Annotated in this window: 14 protein-coding genes; 8 read left to right on the forward strand and 6 right to left on the reverse strand. The window is 59.9% G+C overall.

Annotated elements, in window-relative coordinates; all coding sequences use genetic code 11:
- A partial coding sequence (locus SynBIOSE41_RS06935; RefSeq protein WP_222930591.1) for an LVIVD repeat-containing protein occupies nucleotides 1-2,918 on the reverse strand: 2,918 nt, incomplete at its 3' end.
- Nucleotides 2,919-3,492: 574 nt separating this feature from the next.
- On the opposite strand from SynBIOSE41_RS06935, the gene chrA reads away from it, so the two are divergent.
- Nucleotides 3,493-4,677, forward strand: a complete 1,185-nt coding sequence (gene chrA / locus SynBIOSE41_RS06940) for a chromate efflux transporter (protein ID WP_186540916.1) — start codon at nucleotides 3,493-3,495, stop codon at nucleotides 4,675-4,677.
- A 28-nt stretch (nucleotides 4,678-4,705) separates the two neighbouring features.
- Nucleotides 4,706-5,893, forward strand: coding sequence for a DUF4336 domain-containing protein (locus SynBIOSE41_RS06945; protein ID WP_186540157.1), 1,188 nt, complete (start codon nucleotides 4,706-4,708; stop codon nucleotides 5,891-5,893).
- 49 nt (nucleotides 5,894-5,942) lie between these two features.
- Here SynBIOSE41_RS06945 and SynBIOSE41_RS06950 read toward each other — a convergent pair whose 3' ends face one another.
- Both SynBIOSE41_RS06950 and lepB read right to left on the reverse strand, forming a co-directional pair.
- Nucleotides 5,943-6,290, reverse strand: coding sequence for a DUF760 domain-containing protein (locus SynBIOSE41_RS06950; protein ID WP_186540918.1), 348 nt, complete (start codon nucleotides 6,288-6,290; stop codon nucleotides 5,943-5,945).
- 14 nt (nucleotides 6,291-6,304) lie between these two features.
- Nucleotides 6,305-6,922 (reverse strand): signal peptidase I, encoded by a 618-nt coding sequence (lepB, locus tag SynBIOSE41_RS06955; protein WP_186540158.1) that lies wholly within the window; start codon nucleotides 6,920-6,922, stop codon nucleotides 6,305-6,307.
- 100 nt (nucleotides 6,923-7,022) lie between these two features.
- On the opposite strand from lepB, the gene menD reads away from it, so the two are divergent.
- The 6 genes from menD (at nucleotide 7,023) to murF (ending at nucleotide 14,224) form a co-directional block, all read left to right on the forward strand.
- Nucleotides 7,023-8,753 carry a 2-succinyl-5-enolpyruvyl-6-hydroxy-3-cyclohexene-1-carboxylic-acid synthase gene (gene menD / locus SynBIOSE41_RS06960; RefSeq protein ID WP_255476033.1) on the forward strand — a complete coding sequence of 577 codons (1,731 nt, stop codon included), beginning with the start codon at nucleotides 7,023-7,025 and terminating at the stop codon, nucleotides 8,751-8,753.
- Between the two features lie 14 nt (nucleotides 8,754-8,767).
- Entirely contained in the window at nucleotides 8,768-9,643 is an 876-nt protein-coding gene (gene menB, locus SynBIOSE41_RS06965; protein WP_186540159.1) for a 1,4-dihydroxy-2-naphthoyl-CoA synthase, read from the forward strand.
- Nucleotides 9,644-9,677: 34 nt separating this feature from the next.
- Entirely contained in the window at nucleotides 9,678-10,346 is a 669-nt protein-coding gene (locus SynBIOSE41_RS06970; protein ID WP_186540160.1) for a L,D-transpeptidase, read from the forward strand.
- Nucleotides 10,347-10,418: 72 nt separating this feature from the next.
- Complete coding sequence (gene glgA / locus SynBIOSE41_RS06975; protein WP_186540161.1) at nucleotides 10,419-11,963, forward strand: glycogen synthase GlgA; 1,545 nt, start codon at nucleotides 10,419-10,421, stop codon at nucleotides 11,961-11,963.
- Between the two features lie 96 nt (nucleotides 11,964-12,059).
- Nucleotides 12,060-12,839 carry a hypothetical protein gene (locus tag SynBIOSE41_RS06980; RefSeq protein ID WP_186540162.1) on the forward strand — a complete coding sequence of 260 codons (780 nt, stop codon included), beginning with the start codon at nucleotides 12,060-12,062 and terminating at the stop codon, nucleotides 12,837-12,839.
- The gene (murF, locus tag SynBIOSE41_RS06985; RefSeq protein ID WP_186540163.1) at nucleotides 12,836-14,224 is read left to right on the forward strand and encodes a UDP-N-acetylmuramoyl-tripeptide--D-alanyl-D-alanine ligase; all 1,389 of its coding nucleotides are present in this window, start codon (nucleotides 12,836-12,838) and stop codon (nucleotides 14,222-14,224) included. Before SynBIOSE41_RS06980 ends, murF begins: the two co-directional genes overlap by 4 nt.
- Nucleotides 14,225-14,234: 10 nt before the next feature.
- On the opposite strand, the gene SynBIOSE41_RS06990 is transcribed toward murF, so the two are convergent.
- From SynBIOSE41_RS06990 to SynBIOSE41_RS07000, 3 genes are all read right to left on the reverse strand, one after another.
- Nucleotides 14,235-14,429 (reverse strand): hypothetical protein, encoded by a 195-nt coding sequence (locus tag SynBIOSE41_RS06990; RefSeq protein WP_186540164.1) that lies wholly within the window; start codon nucleotides 14,427-14,429, stop codon nucleotides 14,235-14,237.
- Nucleotides 14,430-14,559: 130 nt separating this feature from the next.
- Nucleotides 14,560-16,137 carry a metallophosphoesterase gene (locus SynBIOSE41_RS06995; RefSeq protein WP_186540165.1) on the reverse strand — a complete coding sequence of 526 codons (1,578 nt, stop codon included), beginning with the start codon at nucleotides 16,135-16,137 and terminating at the stop codon, nucleotides 14,560-14,562.
- A complete protein-coding gene (locus SynBIOSE41_RS07000; RefSeq protein ID WP_186540166.1) occupies nucleotides 16,134-17,441 on the reverse strand; it encodes a diacylglycerol kinase family protein in 1,308 nt (435 codons plus the stop codon). The genes SynBIOSE41_RS06995 and SynBIOSE41_RS07000 overlap by 4 nt, the downstream gene beginning before the upstream one ends.
- Between the last annotated feature and the right edge of the window lie 286 nt (nucleotides 17,442-17,727).

A 17,727-nucleotide genomic window follows, 5' to 3' on the forward strand; every position in this document is an offset into this window, starting at 1 on the left:
GAAGTTGCACCACTAATTGCAGTTCCTGCTCGTTTCCATTGGTTGGAAATCGTGCCGAGGCCATCAGCATCAGCGAGGGTGTTTGATGCCGTTAATGTTTGCCCTTGTGTTGGCGTGCCGCTGATGGTGACCGAACCTGTTGGAGTGTCATTGACATTCGAAACTTCGATTTTTGCTGTATCGCTATCGCTAGAGAAAGATTGTGTTGCGCCTACATCAAAAATTGTCAAACCACTTGAATCGTCCGCCACGAAGGCGGTGTTGCCGTCAGCAGACAAAGTGACGGCATAGGCTATATTATTGGATGAAATATTTGTAATATCTTTTGGATTAGAGGAATCAGTAACGTCAATGATTTGCAATCCTTTTACGCCATCGGCCACAAAGGCGGTGTTGCCATCGGGCGAGAGGGTCACGCCATTGGCTGTGCCAGGGGTGTCAAAGTTCCCCTTAAACGTTGGGTTGGTGGGATCACTGACATCAATGATGTCCAGACCGTTAGTGCCATCGGCCACAAAGGCGGTGTTGCCATCGGCTGAGAGGGTTACGGCCCAGGCAAGGTCCGAGGTGTCGCGGGTGGCGGTGAGAGTTGGGCTGGCGGGGTTGCTGACATCAATGATCTGCAAACCGCTGGAGTTATCAGCAACAAAGGCGGTGTTGCCATCGGCTGAGAGGGTGACGTCTCTGGCATAGGCAGTGTCAAAGTTCCCCTTAAACGTTGGGTTGGTGGGATCACTGACATCAATGATGTCCAGACCGTCAGAGCCATCAGCAACAAAGGCGGTGTTGCCATCGGCTGAGAGGGTGACGCCCCAGGCATCGCCGGTGGTGTCAAAGTTCCCCTTAAACGTTGGGTTGGTGGGATCACTGATATCAATGATGTCCAGACCGTCAGAGCCATCGGCCACAAAGGCGGTGTTGCCATCGGCTGAGAGGGTGACGTCTTTGGCAAAGCCAGAAGTGTCAAAGTTCCCCTTAAACGTTGGGTTGGTGGGATCACTGATATCAATGATGTCCAGGCCGTCTGAGAAGTCCGCCACGAAGGCGGTGTTGCCATCGGCGGAGAGGGTAAAGCCAAAGGTCCTTCCTGAGGTGTCAAAGTTGCCCTTAATCGAAGGGCTTGTAGCTATCGCCGTAGCGCCGTTGGCGACTGGATCGACTACATCAATGATCTGCAAACCGTTGGTGTCATTAGCAACGAAGGCGGTGTTGCCATCGGCGGAGAGGGTGACGCCGAAGGCAACGCCGGTGGTGTCGTAGGTGGCGGTGAGGGTTGGGCTGGCGGGGTTGCTGATATCAATGATCTTCAAACCGCTGGTGTAATCAGCCACGAAGGCGGTGTTGCCGTCGGCCGAGAGGGTGACGCCCAAGGCATCGCCGGTGGTGTCGAGGGTGGTTATGGGGGTTGGGCTGGCGGGGTTGCTGACGTTGATGATCTGCAAACCGCTGGTGTCATCAGCCACGAAGGCGGTGTTGCCATCGGCTGAGAGGGTGACGTCATAGGCAGCCCCCGAGGTGTCGAGGGTGGTGATGGGGGTTGGGCTGGCGGGGTTGCTGACATCAATGATCTGCAAACCGCTGCCGAGAACAGCAACAAAGGCGGTGTTGCCATCGGCAGAAAGAAAGACGCTTGTGGCACTGCCCGAGGTGTCGAGGGTGGTTATGGGGGTTGGGCTGGCGGGGTTGCTGACATCAATGATCTGCAAACCGCTGCCGAAATCAGCAACAAAGGCGGTGTTGCCATCGGCGGAGAGGGTGACGCTCCTGGCAAGGCCGGTGGTGTCGAGGGTGGCGGTGAGTGAAGGGTTGGCGGGGTTGCTGACATTAATGATCTGCAAACCGCTGACGAAATCAGCAACAAAGGCGGTGTTGCCATCGGCGGAGAGGGTGACGTCTCTGGCAAAGCCGGTGGTGTCGAGGGTGCCTGTGAGGGTCGGGCTGGCGGGGTTGCTGACATTAATGATCCGCAGGCCGCTGATGCCATCCGCAACGAAGGCGGTGTTGCCATCGGCCGAGAGGGTGACGCCAACGACATCGCCAGAGGTGTTGAGAGTGGCGGTGTGTGATGGGTTTGTTGAGATTGTCTCCGCGCCGGTGCGATCCCAGGCTTTGAAGGTGATCAGATCACTGATCGTTCCGGTGAAATGTGTTGCTGGAACAAAGGCCAGGCGGGTGTTGCTGTCGGCATAGAGAACCCGCGCTGAACTCGCCGATACAGCACCGACATCACTCCAAGACGTGCCGTTGTTGGTGGAGTAGTAGAGCGTTCCACCAGCGAGGTTGGTGTTGACAATGGCGATGGCGGGTGAATCACCATCGGCATCGCTGAAGTTGTTGAGGCTTCCGCCTGAATCAATCAGAGCGGAAACGAGGGTTCCAACTGAGCCAGATGGTGTTCCAGGGTCTTCTGTAATTGTCGTTAGTTCCGGGCTTGCAGCTGTCGAAAGAGTCGGGGTGGCTGCCTCGACCGCAATGCGCTGGCCATTGATGCTCAGGATGTGATGGTCGTTCTGACTTCTCTCCACATCAGCAATCTCAACGCCTCGGATCAGAGCCGAAAAGATCGCTCCTTCGTCACCGGAGCTGTCATTGCTGCCATTGATTCGCCAATCAAGGGCATGGCCAAGCTCTTCCAGCAGCACCGCTTCCACTGCGGTAGCGCTTGCTGAATTCAGCCAATCGGCATTGAGATAGATCCGTTCTTCTCCCATCGGGCCTACATGGGCGTAGGCGCCATGCAGCCCCTCCATGGTTTGGCCATCGAGAATCTCGATGCTGATGCCACCGAGCTCAACAGCCTCAGAACGACCAAAGACCTCCAGCAGCAGTTTTTGCCACGTCTCTGGTTTTGATCGCCAACGCCGCAGGCGTTGATCCACAGCGTGCATCGCTGTGGTCAATACCTGGCTGGGCTCCACATTCACATCATTTCCGACGTTAGATAGAGGTAGTGATGCCAAGGGTTCACTGGTGTCTTCCCTGTTTTTAGAGGGCAATAAGCATTGCCGCTGGCGGTTGGTACTATCGGTTACCTATCAAGAGAAGAAGCAACTGTGCTGATTGAGTCCCTTGTGTGAAATATTCCCAACACGTTTGGTGATTGATTTCAGCTTCAGATCTTTTGCTAATTCCGGTTGCTTCTGGTCTGTTTCAAAGCAGCCGCTGTATGGCTCAACTCCTCGGCAGAGTCGTGAGTACGAAACCTCAACTGAGTGGTGTCAAACGGCTCCCAACATGATCACCAGAGCTGGCCTTGGTGGCCGCTGCTGCCAATTGGCTCTCAGATACGAAATCAATTTCAAGGGCTTGGCCCTGAGTTGTCTCTGATTTGTTGTGCAACTGAGCGTGAATCTGGGCTAGTTCTGATTCGCAGCCTGAATGGCTATCAGTGTGGTCCTCATCACCACTGTTGAGGTCTTGGGCAGATGCCATGGACTTCGTAATCTCACTGGCCGTTGTTTGTTGGCAGTCGTTACTGGTTCTGGTGTCGAGATGCCCCTGCCGCTGAAGGTGTTTGTTCAGTTCTTCGTGTTGGGACTGACCTCCTTCGGTGGCCCGGTGGCGCACCTTGGTTACTTCCACGAGCGCTTTGTGCAGCGGGAGCGTTGGATCACCACTGAGGCCTACGCCGATCTCGTTGGGCTCTGTCAGCTTTTGCCCGGACCTTCGAGTTCCCAGGTGGGCATGGGTTTAGGTCTGATTCGGGCTGGATGGCTTGGCGGTCTGGCGGCTTGGGCAGGATTTACCTTGCCTTCCGCTGTGTTGATGGTGCTGGCGGCGTCGCTGCTCTCAGCCCATTCCAGTTGGATGAACGGGGGCTGGGTGCATGGCTTAATGGTGGCGGCTGTGGCCGTGGTGGCCCAGGCCGTTCTGGGCCTGCAGCGCAAACTGGCTCCCGATCGGCAGCGGACCAGCTTGATGGTGGCCGCTGCCGTGCTGGTGCTGTTGGTGCCTCGCGTCTGGGCTCAGCTGTTGGCCTTACTGCTCGGAGGGTTGGTGGGGTTGTGTGCCTTGACGCCGCCTGCTCTGGAGCCATTGGCAACAAAACGTCTCGTGGTTCCGCTTCGGCGCTCGGTGGCGGTTGGATTGCTTGGTGTTGCTGTGCTGCTGTTGGTGGCCCTGCCCTGGCTGTCCGCTGAGGCCAGGCCGCTGCAGGTGCAGCAGCTCAGTGCATTCCTTCGCACGGGCGCTTTGGTGTTTGGCGGTGGCCATGTGGTGCTTCCCCTGTTGGAGCAAGCGTTGGTGCCGAGCGGGTGGATTGACCTGCAGCAGTTTCTGGCGGGGTACGGCGCCGCCCAGGCGGTGCCGGGGCCGATGTTCAGTTTCGCGGCCTTTCTTGGTTTTGATCTGCAGCCTGGGCTTCAGGGCACTACCGGTTCTGTAATGGCGCTCGTTGCCCTCTTTTTTCCCTCGTTCTTGTTGATTGGCGGGCTCTTGCCCTTCTGGAGTGACCTGGGCCGATTGGCTCCGATGCGTCGAGCCCTGCTGGGCATCAACGCTTCGGTGGTGGGCATCCTGCTTGCAGCGTTGTTTCAACCCGTCTGGCAAACAGGCATCCGCGGTGGCGCTGAGTTCAGCCTGGCCTTGGTGGCGTTTGTGCTGTTGGTGAGCTGGCGGCAACCGGCGTGGCGGGTGGTGCTGTTCTGCGCCGGAGTGGGTGGTTTGACCCTGGCCTGATCGATTCCTCTGCAGAATCACTGCATTGATGGGAAGCGTGGTGGTTGGAGCTGGTGTGAATCCTGCTGATCAGCGCTGGCCTTGGTGGCCGCTGCTGCCGTTGTATCCGTATGGCCGCCGTGCCACTCACTTTGAAGAGCTGATTCCAGGACAGGTTTGGAGCCTTGAGCAGCTTCAGGGCGTGTATTACGTGGCGGTCCCGATCCGGCTCACGGTGGTGAAGGTTCCCGGCGGTTTGATGCTGGTGAATCCGCTGCCTCCCACCGGCGAGCTCCGCGCTTTGATTCGCACCCTTGAATCTGAGCACGGTCCGGTGTGCAGCATCGTGTTGCCCACAGCCTCGGGCCTGGAGCACAAATTGCCGATGGGTCCTCTGGCCCGGGCCTTTCCTGATGCTGATCTCTGGGTCTGCCCCAACCAGTGGAGCTTTCCGCTTCAGCTCCCACTCTCCTGGCTTGGGATCCCCGCAGCCAGAACACGGGTGCTGCTCGACGATGGTGTTCCCCATCCCGAGGTGTGCGAGTGGATTTCACTTGGCCCCCTTGACCTGGGTGTCGGCTGCTTTCAGGAGGTGAGCTGTCTGCATCGCCCATCCGGTGCCTTACTGGTGACAGACGCTCTGCTGGGAATTTCCTCGCAACCACCGGAGGTCTTTGAGCGCGATCCAACTCCATTGCTGTTTCATGCCCGTGATCGCGGTGATCAACCCTTTGAGGACACTCCTGACAACCGCCGCCGTGGCTGGGCGCGGCTTGTGCTGTTTGCCTCCTACCTGCGCCCCGAACCCCTCGATGTGCCCGGCCTGCTGCAGGTGATCCGGCATGCTTTCCGCCCCGGGCTGCGCAGTGCGCGGGCCCATTTCGGGATCTATCCCTTTGCCTGGAAACCAGGATGGCTTGACTCCGCTGACGCCCTGATGGGAGACGACCAACCGAGATTGCAGGTGGCCCCGGTGCTGGAGCGATTGGTTCTCCCGCGGGAACGACAGGCGTTGATCAGTTGGCTCGCGTGTGTGGAGCAGCTGAAGGAGGTGCGCTGGCTGGTGCCGGCCCACTATTCAGCTCCCCTCGCGTTTTCAACCCTGCAGATTGTGCAGCTGCGCGAACAACTGATGATGAGGCCATGGGCCCCCAGTGAAGGCAACTGGGAATTCCTCGGAAGCATTGATCAAACGCTGCTCGATCTCGGCGTTGTTCCCAACGCTTCTCAGTCGTGAATGTGTTTGAACGACTGAAGCGTTGATCCAAGTCAGCAACTCGTCGGATTCAGAGATCTGAATCAGAGTCAATCGCCATCTCATCGTCGCCGAAAAGAGTTTCTTCCAGCTCCTTGCGTTGCTCCATCTGGCGCAGGAAGTAACCCGTCATCATCGCCGAGGCGAGCATGTTGGCCAGATTGTCGCGATTGGAGGTCACCTTCACTTCGAACTGTTCACCGGGAAGCATTCCCAGCAGACCTTGAACGTTGTGGCGAATGATGTCCTGAATGTCCGGACTGGCCGATTTGGCCACGCGTTGAAGCACGTCAGGTGATTGATCCTGCAGGTACTGAATCAAGCCATTGACGGGCTGACCCTCCTGGCTGTCAGTGGTCAGAAACTCAGGGTTGAACATCCCATCGATCTCCGTCATGCCCTAGACCTTATCGCAGCTGTGCTCTCCGTCACTAAGGCGTCCGGTCGGGAGAACCGAATCGGACCGAACCTGCTGAGCGGCCAATAGCGCAGGATTGCCGTTCCGATCACATCCGCCTGCGGCAAGGGCCCCCAGAGGTGAGAATCAAGGCTGGCATTGCGGTTGTCACCCATAACCCAGAGCTCATCCTCTGGCACGGTGACCGGAGCCATCTCGTAGTTGATGGCTTCGTTCAGCCAGGGCTCATTCACGGCTTCTCCATTGCGCCTGAGCTGGCCATCACGCACCTCCAGCAGGTCACCGGGCCTGCCCACCACTCGCTTGATCAAGGCCGCATCCGGGTCATAGCCGGCCTGCACCAGCGGCTCGGGAACCCTGAACACCACGATGCTGTTCAGGGGCAGTGGTTGATGGCGCGCCCGGTCAAAGCGTGGACGCAGTTTCTCCACCAGAATCCTGTCCTGCAGTTGCAGGGTGGGCAGCATCGATCCAGATGGAATCCAGCGCGGCTCCACCACGATCCAGCGCAGCAGCAGTGCCAGCAGCACCCAGATCAGCAAGGAGCGCCAGCTCCCCTGACGTTTGGTGGAGTCGGCGGACGGTTCGCTCATCAGCAGCGTCAGCAATGAGGGTTGGCGTTGACCGAGGATCGCATCAGCCTCGGCATCAGGTCTGAGTCACGCCGCCGACAATCTTGCTGCAGCGATCGGTCTGTTGCTGTGCCTGCAGCGGCAAGGGCTGGAAAGGGTGGTGCTCTGCCCTGGCAGTCGTTCCGCACCACTGGCGCTGGCGGCGGGTGGCCTGGCTGATCGGGGAGTCCTGTGGCTGACCACGGCCATTGATGAGCGCTCCGCCGCCTTCTACGCCCTCGGTATGGCAGCTGCATCCGGTCATGCTGCGGCTGTGATCACCACGTCAGGCACTGCCGTGGCCAATCTGTTGCCCGCTGCGGTGGAGGCCGATCGCTCAGGTCTGCCGCTGCTGTTGCTCACCGCCGATCGTCCGCAGCGCCTCAAGAACTGCGGTGCCAACCAGACGGTCAATCAGGAGGACTTTCTGGCACCCGTTTGTCGGTTGTTCTCGACTGGCCCCCTGGAGGGTCTGCACCGGCTCTCGCCAACCCAGCTGGACTCGCTGGCGAGCGAGTCCTGGCTGCAGACGCTCGTCCAACCCGGACCGGTGCACCTCAATCTCCCCTTCGAGGAGCCCCTGCATCCCAGCCGCGAAGACCAGCAACGGGCCTGGTCAGGCTGGGATTGCGTTGTGCCTCAGCAGGGGCAGCTTCGCCGGCCATCGGCCTCGGCTGCCAACCCACCAACCGATCGCCTCGAATGGTCCCGTCCCGGCGTGGTGGTGGCCGGACCCTGGCGAGGCCTTGAAGCAGACAGGCCCGCTTATCAGCAGGCACTCAGGGCTGTCGCCGAATCCACCGGCTGGCCTGTGCTGGCCGACCAGCTGGCCGCGATTCCCGCAGACCTGCCCAATCTGATTCGCCACTGGGAGCTGCTGTTGCCGCAGTTTCTGCCGGCTGCTGAGGCAGGCCTTCAGGTTCTGCGCTTGGGTCCACTTCCTGCAAGCCGGCGTCTGGAGAGCTGGTTACGCAGGTTTGGTTCGGGCCAGCTTCTGATCACTGAAGGCGACCCCCGCTGCCTTGATCCACTGGGGTTGTCGCGGCAATGCAGCAGTGGCCTGGCGGCCTGGTGGAACGCCGTCAGCGCTGATGCCCGCTTCGCTCCTCTCAATTGCAGGGAGCTGCTCTCGGCCTGGAGTGAGGCCGATGCAAAGGTGCGAGGCGTTCTGGATCAGCACCTGCCGGCTGCAGGCGGTGTCACTGAGCCCGCACTGATGAAGGCCCTGCCTGCACTGTTGCCGCAGGGGCTGCCGCTGATGCTCGCCGCCAGCAGTCCTGTGCGCGACTGGCAAACCTTCGCTGCGGCCGATCTCGGGTCACGTCGCTGTTTCAGCTTCCGCGGGGCTTCCGGCATCGACGGCACCCTGTCGCTGGCAATCGGCCTGGCCCGTGTTCAGGGCCCCACCGTGCTGATCTGCGGTGATCTTGCGCTGCAGCACGACAGCAACGGCTGGCTGCTGGCCAGCGAACCCTCCCCCCCTCTGCTGGTGCTGCTGATCGACAACGCCGGTGGCGGGATTTTTGCCCAGCTGCCGATTGCCTCGATTGCATCCAGCTCGTTCGATCAGCTGTTCGCCATGCCCCAGCGCCTGGACCCCCTTGCTCTGGCAGCGGCCCATGCGGTGCCCGCTCGTCAGCTGAGCCGGCTTGAGGATCTGCCGTCAGCTCTGGAGTGGGGACTGGCACAGCAGCGCACGGCATTGCTGCGCATCTGCACTGATCGAACCGCCGATGCTGAATTGCGCCGGCAGCTGCGTGAGTTCACGGTCGCCGCACTTCAGCAGTCCCGGGGCGGTACAACGGAAGCCTGATCGTCGTCGCTGCCATGGCTGACTCGTTTTCCCGCGCGGTCTTACCCGGTGATCCGGGGGTGATCTGGCAACCCTGGGGGCACTACGAGGATGTGTTGCTTGATCGCAACGACTCAGGCATCGCCAGGGTTGCCATCAATCGACCTCGCAAGCGCAATGCCTTCCGTCCCCGCACCGTGGCGGAGCTCTGTGATGCGTTCGCCCGCATCCGTGACGACAGCAGCATTGGCGTGGTGTTGTTCACCGGGGTCGGACCTGCAGAAGACGGTGGCTATGCCTTCTGCGCCGGCGGTGATCAGAGCGTCCGTGGCGATGGCGGTTATCTCGATGAACAGGGTCTTGCGCGCCTCAATGTTCTCGATCTGCAGCGGATGATCCGCAGCCTTCCCAAGGTGGTGATCGCCCTTGTGGCGGGCTATGCGATCGGCGGCGGCCAGGTGCTGCACCTGCTCTGCGACCTCAGCCTGGCGGCCGACAATGCCGTATTCGGCCAGACCGGACCGAGGGTCGGCAGCTTCGATGGTGGATTCGGTGCCGGCTACCTGGCCCGGGTGGTGGGCCAGCGCAAGGCGCGGGAGATCTGGTTTCTCTGTCGTCGTTATGGCGCTGAGCAGGCACTCGCCATGGGGCTTGTCAATGCTGTGGTTCCCCTGCAGGAGCTGGAGGCCGAGGGTGTTCGCTGGGCCCAGGAGGTGTTGCAGCACAGCCCCACGGCGATCCGCTGCCTCAAGGCTGCCTTCAATGCCGAGACCGACGGTCTGGCCGGGCTTCAGGAGCTGGCGGGTCAGGCCACCCATCTCTTCTACCGAACGGAGGAGGGTCAGGAGGGGCGTAACGCTTTTCTGGAGAAGCGTGATCCCGATTTCTCTTCTTCTCCCTGGTTGCCCTAGCTAAACAGGGACAAATCCCCTGCTTGGCGCAGCGATGCCGGTTCGCATCCCCTTGGTTTCAGGCCTGACGGCTCTTGCCGCATTGCTGTTGCCGCTTCCTGGGGCAGCGCTGTCCGTTGAAAGTGAGTCTCTCAGCGTTGACTCTGCCGAGCAGACAACTCAGCCCTCTTCCAAGCGCGAACCCGACCCGATCCCCCCTCTGGCTGCGCCGGTCTCGGACGCTGAATCCATGCAACGGGTTCCCGATGATCTGCTGCAGCGGCTGGGTTTGCAACTGGTTCTTGATCGTCAACATCGTCAGCTGCTTGTGCTGCACGACGGTGTGCTCACCCGACGCTTTCCAGCCGCAGTCGGCACTGTGGGCTGGGAAACCCCTGCAGGCCGTTTTCGCGTGATGCAGAAGGTGAAGAAACCGGTGTGGACCCACCCGGTGAATGGCAAGAAGCTAGGCCCGGAGGATGAGACCAATCCTCTGGGCAGCCGCTGGATTGGCTTCTACCGCGACTGCAAAGGCCGCGAAGGCTGGGATGGAGAGCAGTACCTCGATATCGATGGCTGCACGGTGGCCGGCTTCCACGGCACCCCCTATCGCTGGACGGTGGGTCGCGCTGTGTCCCACGGGTGTGTGCGTCTTTACGAGGAGAACGTGCAGGAGGTCTTCGAGCTGGTGCGTGTCGGCACTCCGGTCACCGTGCTGCCCTGATCGAACTGATCACCAGGCCTGATCAAACGGCATTGCGCTTACAGTCGCGCCGCTTAGCCGGATCGATCGTCCATGCGTGTGCTGTTTGCCGCCGCTGAATGTGCACCCATGGTGAAGGTGGGCGGCATGGGCGATGTGGTTGGCTCCCTGCCTCCGGCACTGACCCAGCTCGGCCACGACGTGCGCCTGATCATGCCCGGCTACAGCAAGCTCTGGAGCCAGCTGGATATTCCGGCTGAACCCATCTGGCGAGCGCAGACCATGGGCACTGAGTTCGCAGTGTTCGAGACCCGCCATCCCACCAATGGCCTTCCTCTGTACCTGGTGGGCCATCCCGTGTTCGATCCGGAGCGGATCTACGGCGGCGAAGACGAAGACTGGCGTTTCACTTTCTTCGCCAGTGCTGCGGCGGAATTTTCCTGGAATGTGTGGAAGCCGCAGGTGCTGCATTGCCATGACTGGCACACAGGGATGATCCCGGTCTGGATGCATCAGGACCCTGAAATCAGCACGGTCTTCACCATCCATAACCTCAAATACCAGGGGCCTTGGCGCTGGAAGCTGGATCGCATGACCTGGTGCCCCTGGTACATGCAGGGTGACCACACGATGGCTGCAGCACTCCTCTATGCAGAGGGTGTCAATGCTGTGTCGCCGACCTATGCGCAGGAAATCCGCACCTCTGAGTACGGCGAAAAACTGGAGGGGTTGCTGAACTACATCTCCGGCAAGCTGCGCGGCATCCTTAATGGCATCGATCTTGAGGCCTGGAATCCGGCCACAGACAAGACCCTGCCAGCGAATTACAGCGCTGATGACCTCAGTGGAAAGCTGGTTTGCAAGCGCGTACTGCAGGAGCGGATGGGGCTTGAGGTGCGCGATGACGCCTTTATATTGGGCATGGTGACACGCCTGGTTGATCAGAAAGGCGTGGATCTGCTCCTTCAGGTTGCCGATCGACTTCTGGCTTACACCGATACCCAGATTGTTGTGCTCGGGACCGGTGAACGAGGCCTGGAGTCCGGTCTGTGGCAGCTCGCCTCCCGACATCCCGGCAGGGTTTCGGTGTTCCTCACCTACGACGACGCACTGTCCCGACTCATCTATGCCGGCAGTGATGCCTTCCTGATGCCGAGTCGTTTTGAACCCTGCGGTATCAGTCAGCTCAATGCCATGCGTTACGGCAGTGTGCCTGTTGTTCGCAAGGTGGGGGGGCTGGTTGACACCGTCCCGCCGCATGATCCCCGCAACGCTGTCGGGACAGGATTCTGTTTCGATCGCTTTGAAGCTGTCGACTTCTACACCGCGCTGGTTCGTGCCTGGGAGGCCTACCGACATCAGGACAGCTGGAAACAGCTCCAGCTGCGAGGCATGCGTGAGGACTACAGCTGGGCGCGCTCGGCACTGGAGTACGACCAGATGTATAAGGATGTGTGCGGTCTGAAGGAACCCGGTCCCGATGCGGCGGCTGTCGAGCGTTTCTCTCAGGGCCAGGACGCTGATCCATCACGCAACGGAGCCGTTGATCCGCAGTCCGATCAAGCACCGCAAGCCGATGGCCGCGGTCGCGGCAGTCGCAACCCCCTGGCCCGTTTGCTGCGTCAGTCACGCTCCTAAAACCAGCGTATCGCCGTCAGAAAAGGCCATGATGGGTGGGGATTTGCTGTGCACTGACTGGGCAGCACCGGGTATCCATCCCCCAATGCTTGAGTGATGCAGGATCAGGACGCAAGGGATGACCGTTCGCTTCCGGCTCCTTACCAGAGCCCTTGGCAAGCCCTGCGTCAGGACCTTCCAGCTGCGGCTGCCGATCTGCGCCTGCGCTTTCAGGAACTCTGGCGCCGTAATCGTGAAGGTGATCTCTCCACTCCTGGATTCTGGCCGCAGGATCTGGCCCCTCTGTTCTGGCCTCTGCTGCTGGCCGTTGGCTTGCTGGTGCTTGCCCTCGGTGTCGTCCAGCTGAGAGCAGCGTTGAGCGTCACCGATGCAGATCCCGTTCCGGCTGTCGAACGCATTCGCACGACACCACTGCCTGAGGCCCGCCCGCTGATGACAGAGTCGGACATCTTGCCGGCTGATGAAGATCCACCCCAGATTTCTCCGCCAGCGTCTCCTCAACAGTTGCCGATGCCGCTTGTATCACCGGCACCTGAGCCTCTCGAATCCTTCAAGCCTGAGCCGCCTGTCCTGCAGGTGGATCCTTTGTTGAAACTGCTGGCGCAAGTGGATGCTGATAGCGCTGCTCCAACGGGCTTGTTGCTGTCCGCGCGTCCTGTTCCTGCTGAGAATGCTGCGGTACTGGTTGTGGATTCAGATCTGTGGTCGGACCTGCCTCAGGCTCTCCGACGCGAGCGTGCTGAAAGCTGGTGGCAGACACTGCAGGATCAGGGGTATGACGCCATCACCCTCGAAGATGTCGATCAGCATCTACTGGCCAGACCGGCTCGGGTGGGTGGCGGCATGATCATGTTCGATCCGTTGCCTTCGCCATGACGCTGCAGCTTGCTCAGCTTGTGCAGCTCTGGGGGCGTCCCGAGGGAGGTCCGGCAACAGCTGCGGATCTAGAGCGCGAGCTCGGGCCTGTCTGCACTGACAGTCGTCAGCTGCAACCGGGTGCGTTCTTCATCCCCCTGCGCGGTGAGCGTTTTGATGGGCATACCTTTCTGAACCAAGCCTCGCAACTGGGAGCGCAAGCTGCCGTTGTGGCCAGTGACTGGAACGGTCCCCTGCCGGAGGGTCTGCTGCACTGGCAGGTTGAAGACACGCTTTGGGCCTATCAGCAGCTGGCAACGCTGCACAGGCGTCAGTTGAAGGCCGGCGTTGTGGCCGTGACCGGTTCAGCCGGGAAGACGACCACCCGTGAGCTGATCCGTGCAGCGCTGGAGCCTCTTGGAGACGTTCAGGCCACGGTCAGCAACAACAACAACGACATCGGCGTGCCGCTCACCCTGATGGGTGCACACCAAGGCCATGCTGCTGTGGTGTTGGAAATGGGCATGCGCGGCCTGGGTGAGATTGAACGTCTCTCCCGTTGCGCTGAGCCGCAGGTTGCCGTGATCACCAACATTGGTACGGCTCACATCGGTCGGCTTGGCAGCCGTGAAGCCATCGCAACGGCCAAATGTGAGATCACAGCCGCTCTGTCTCCCCAGGGAGTGATCGTGATTCCAGCAGGTGATCCCCTGCTGGAAGAGGCCCTGTCGCGCTGCTGGAATGGACGCACGCTGCGTGTTGCCCTTGAGGGTGATGGAGACGCTGGCCTCCATGAGAGTGATTGTCCCGCTGCGGATCTGACCGGGGTTTATGAGCCACAGCAGGGTCTGCTCAACCTGGAGGGATTGCGCTTCTCCTGTCCGCTGGAGGGGCGTCACAATGCCCGCAACCTGATGCTGGCTCTGGCTGTTGCTTCGGAACTCGGTGTTCCCTTGGCCGATCTTCAGGGCCTCGAGGTGAGCGTTCCCGGTGGCCGCAACAGGCGCCTGAGCATCGGCACACTCAATCTTTTGGATGAGACCTACAACGCCTCGCCGGAAGCCGTGTTCGCAGCTTTGGATCTTCTGGCGCAGCAGCCTGGTCGTCGATTCGCCGTACTCGGCACCATGCTCGAACTCGGCGCCAGCAGCATCGAGCTGCATCAGGCCGTTGTCTCTAGAGCCGTCCAGCTCGGACTGGATGGTCTGGTGACGGTGGCGTCGGGAGAGGAGGCCGCTGCCATGCAGCGAGCGGCGGAGCCTTTAAACCGCTTTGCTCTTGTGGAGTCGCCCGAACTGGCTGCAGAGGCACTCAACCAATGGCTGCAGCCGGGCGACACGCTGTTGCTCAAGGCCAGCCGCGGAGTGGCTCTTGAGCGATTGATTCCTTTGCTCAAGCAACCTTGAGGATTGGGGCTTAGGCCGCAATCTCGCCTGACTTGGCGTCTTCGCAGCGAATCAGATCGATGGAATGGGGATGGTTGCGGATGTAGGGAACCGCTTCCATCGCCAGCACTCTGGCTTCGAATGCATCACTGGCGTAATAACAGGACTCGATCCGCTGGCTGCTGGCATCGCGATAACTCACTGTGTAGCGCTTCTGATCGTTCATGGATCCAGTGATGGATGCACCCAAAGTCACGCATGATCAGCCTCAGGCCATCAGCAACACCTGAAGAGAATCGGGGGATTCGTATCAGTTTTCCTGGTTGATCTGGCCTGCAACAAGTGTTGCTAATCCTTCAATCGGTAGTTGAGAACATTGTTTTGAGTTGATCAGCCTGTGGCAGTTCAATCGGATCCATCGTGACCTCATTCCAGCCATCCTCCTCTCGATTGGAGATCAGGGGAGTCAGTCGGATCTGCAGAGGACTGCCCTCGCTGATGTCGACTCGCAGGGCGCTGTAAGCCTTGCCGCCATCACAGTCAGCCCAGCTTCTGCCCACATAAAGGTCACTGCTGGCGACTCGTTGCTGCTTTCCGTTGCTCTGTGATTCGCTCAGGTGCGGTCCCTGTCCGCGTTGGTCACGAAGGCTGTAGCCGCTGCCACCGCAGACAGCCCAGTTGGTGAATGAATCGCCGTGACCGGTGTCGTGAGTTCTCAGAATCTCCAGGCAGTGCGCATGTCCGCTGAGCACGAGATCGACGGTGCGGATGTTTCGGCTTTGTTTGCCGAGGGCTGTGTTGACATCATCCAGAACATTGCGCAGACGTTGCCGGATGCCGAGTGTGTCGGCCTGAGACCATTTGGTTCTCTCTGTCACGTAGGGAGGGTGATGCAGGGTAAGAATCCGGCCGCGTGCACTGGGATCCCGATGGGATGCGATCAGTCCGTCGCGCAACCAAGTCAGCTGTTCGCCATCCTCGGCGGCGTGATGGTGAAGCCTCCGTTGCAGATCGAGCCGTTCCTCCTGCAGGGTTTCGAGATCGTCCATCAATCGATCTCGTTTTTGTTCGTCACGGGTTTGCAGAGACAGGGCCTTGAGGCAGCGATTCTGCTTTTCGTCCAGAGATTTCAGCTGTTGTCGCAGCAGCCCCTGGTCATCGTGACTGCTCAACGGAGCAATCAGGGTGTTGGAGTCGAGCGCGAAGACGTCTACACCGGCATGGCGAAACCGGTAGTAGCGGTTCGGCAATCTGGTGTGATGGCCGGGTTGGTAATGCAGGCAGCGTTGACCATCCCATTCAGCTTTGTAGTGCCGGTCGAGATAGTCGTCCAATTGGCTGCTGGGCACATCTGACAGCACATCCATGAATGCATTGGCAAAGCAGCCTCCCTGATCGGATCCGCGCCATCCGGTGTCCACGTCGTGAAACCACTGCAGATAGCGACGCAGCGGCAGGGTCAATCCGGCCAGTGCTGAGATGATCGGTGCCAGATCGTAGTAGTCGTGGTTGCCGAGCACCGGCAGAAACGGCTTGTTGAATACCAGTTTCTGCGGGTTGATGCTTTCCCAGTCCTCACCGCCGCAAAGCCATTCCCGGTAGGGGCGGATGAAATTGTTGCGGTATTGGGCCGCGGCGCCCACCAGGTACACCACATCACCTGTATGCAGCAGGAAAGCGGCCTTGTCTTTGTGCGGTAGCAGACGTTCAGCGATGTGTCGTGGGGGGCTGTGGCGTCGATGGCGGCCGGTTCCACTGTCGCCGAGCACCAGAAAGTGAAAGGCGGAGTGCTCCTTGCTGTGCATGCCTGGCTGCTCGATCACCAGCCGTGTCTGGTCAATCCCGCGAGCGCTGATCGCTGGGTGCTGCCAGCGAACACGATGCGCCATGCGCATGATCTTGCGCTCGATCGGCGGGTCGCTGGCGAGGTTCAAGGGCTGAGACGGATCGGTGCGATGACCTTCAGCGCATCAGGAATCACCGACACGGTCATGCGGTCGGTTTCCTCGATCTCACCATCAATCACCATGGTCTGCGGTTTTGGAAGCGTCACGCTCAGTTGATGGGTTCGTACGCAGAAGATATCGGCATTGTTGGCGCTGTTCTTGAGAACTGCCGATTTCGCCAGGCTCGATAACACCGAGAATCCGCCCATCCGTCCCCGTGGCGAAGCGATGATCACCTCAAGCTGGCCGTCATCGGGGATCACTTGTCCAAATCCCTGAGCCATCACGGATGTGGCCGGCGCGGCATTGGCCACGGTGATGGCGCTGGCATGCACTTCCGTTGTTTCGCCATCGATCATCAATTTGGCATCGAAGGGTTGCTGTTCGACCAGCTGCCGGGCTCCCGAAAAGATGTAAGCCATCGGTCCCAGCATGTTCTTGAGCTCGCGGCTGGCTTTGTTCACCATGCCGGCTTCGAAGCCAAGTCCTGCCAGCAGGATCATCGGTTTGTCATTGCAGAGCGCCACATCCACCAGCCGCGTGTTGCCAAGGATCAGATTGGTGCAGGCAGCCTTGACGGACGTTGGAATTCCCAGCGCCACGGAGAAGGCATTGGCCGTGCCCCGGGGAATGATGCCCAGTGGAATGTCCGTGCCTCGCAGTGCACTGGCCACGGCACCCACCGTGCCATCGCCACCTGAGGCAATGATCAGCGATTTACCCTGACCCTCCTGATCGAAGGCGTTGATCTCCTTGATCAGTTCGTGGGCCTGCACGCCCGGATCCAGCCCGGGTTTGGTCATCCACACCTCAAGCATGATCTGCGGCTCGAGATAGTTGCGGATCTCGGCGAGTTCGGCGTTGGGATCACCTTGCCCGGCGACGGGGTTGAAGATCAGAAAGCCTCGGCGACTTCCCTTGATGCCACGAAGGATTGCCGACGCGGTGGCGGGATTGAGAGCAATCGGCAGGTTGTTGAGCAGCGCTGCGCGTAGCAGGGGCTCTGCAAGCACATCTCCGGCCCGTTCAGCACCTGGGGCAGGGAAATGGACAAGGCCGCTGACATCGCCGTGGAGAATCGTCGCGGCCAGTTCGATATCGCCCCCATCAGCGATAGCTCGCGAAGACGTAACAGCGAGATTGTCGAGGCTTCCGCCGCTGGTCATGCGCTCAAGCACATCCTCGGCAACCAGAAGATCGAAACCTTTGAGCACTTCACTGTTGTTCCCGACCCAGGATCTGAGTGCTGAACAGACGTTCAGATCGGCATTGAGAACAATCTTCGACGGCATCGATGCTCAGGCATGAGGTCGGACGTCAGGAACCGGATTGGTCGTGTCATTGAGTGCACGATCCTTCTCTGACAGTCTGTCGGCCGCGATTGATGGCAAATTCACCATCCACGACACCCTTGTTGGTAGTGGATCGAACGTTCAGCGTCAGCTGATGATTGAGGCTGACAGATCCCAAAAGTGCTGAGGTTGCTTGCCTAGAGGTGCAGGTTTCATCTCCAACTATGGTTGGGAGCAGCCAGGATGTTGCTCAACAGATCTGGTGAAGGCTCGGCTCGGAGTTTTG

Source organism: Synechococcus sp. BIOS-E4-1, from assembly GCF_014279995.1.
GTDB lineage: Bacteria > Cyanobacteriota > Cyanobacteriia > PCC-6307 > Cyanobiaceae > Synechococcus_C.

Coding starts and splice junctions, on each gene's coding strand:
- chrA (WP_186540916.1), top strand. CDS start 3,493: ATGCCCCTGCCGCTGAAGGTGTTTGTTCAGTTCTTCGTGTTGGGACTG.
- SynBIOSE41_RS06945 (WP_186540157.1), top strand. CDS start 4,706: ATGGGAAGCGTGGTGGTTGGAGCTGGTGTGAATCCTGCTGATCAGCGC.
- SynBIOSE41_RS06950 (WP_186540918.1), bottom strand. CDS start 6,290: ATGTTCAACCCTGAGTTTCTGACCACTGACAGCCAGGAGGGTCAGCCC.
- lepB (WP_186540158.1), bottom strand. CDS start 6,922: ATGAGCGAACCGTCCGCCGACTCCACCAAACGTCAGGGGAGCTGGCGC.
- menB (WP_186540159.1), top strand. CDS start 8,768: ATGGCTGACTCGTTTTCCCGCGCGGTCTTACCCGGTGATCCGGGGGTG.
- SynBIOSE41_RS06970 (WP_186540160.1), top strand. CDS start 9,678: ATGCCGGTTCGCATCCCCTTGGTTTCAGGCCTGACGGCTCTTGCCGCA.
- glgA (WP_186540161.1), top strand. CDS start 10,419: ATGCGTGTGCTGTTTGCCGCCGCTGAATGTGCACCCATGGTGAAGGTG.
- SynBIOSE41_RS06980 (WP_186540162.1), top strand. CDS start 12,060: ATGCAGGATCAGGACGCAAGGGATGACCGTTCGCTTCCGGCTCCTTAC.
- murF (WP_186540163.1), top strand. CDS start 12,836: ATGACGCTGCAGCTTGCTCAGCTTGTGCAGCTCTGGGGGCGTCCCGAG.
- SynBIOSE41_RS06990 (WP_186540164.1), bottom strand. CDS start 14,429: ATGAACGATCAGAAGCGCTACACAGTGAGTTATCGCGATGCCAGCAGC.
- SynBIOSE41_RS07000 (WP_186540166.1), bottom strand. CDS start 17,441: ATGCCGTCGAAGATTGTTCTCAATGCCGATCTGAACGTCTGTTCAGCA.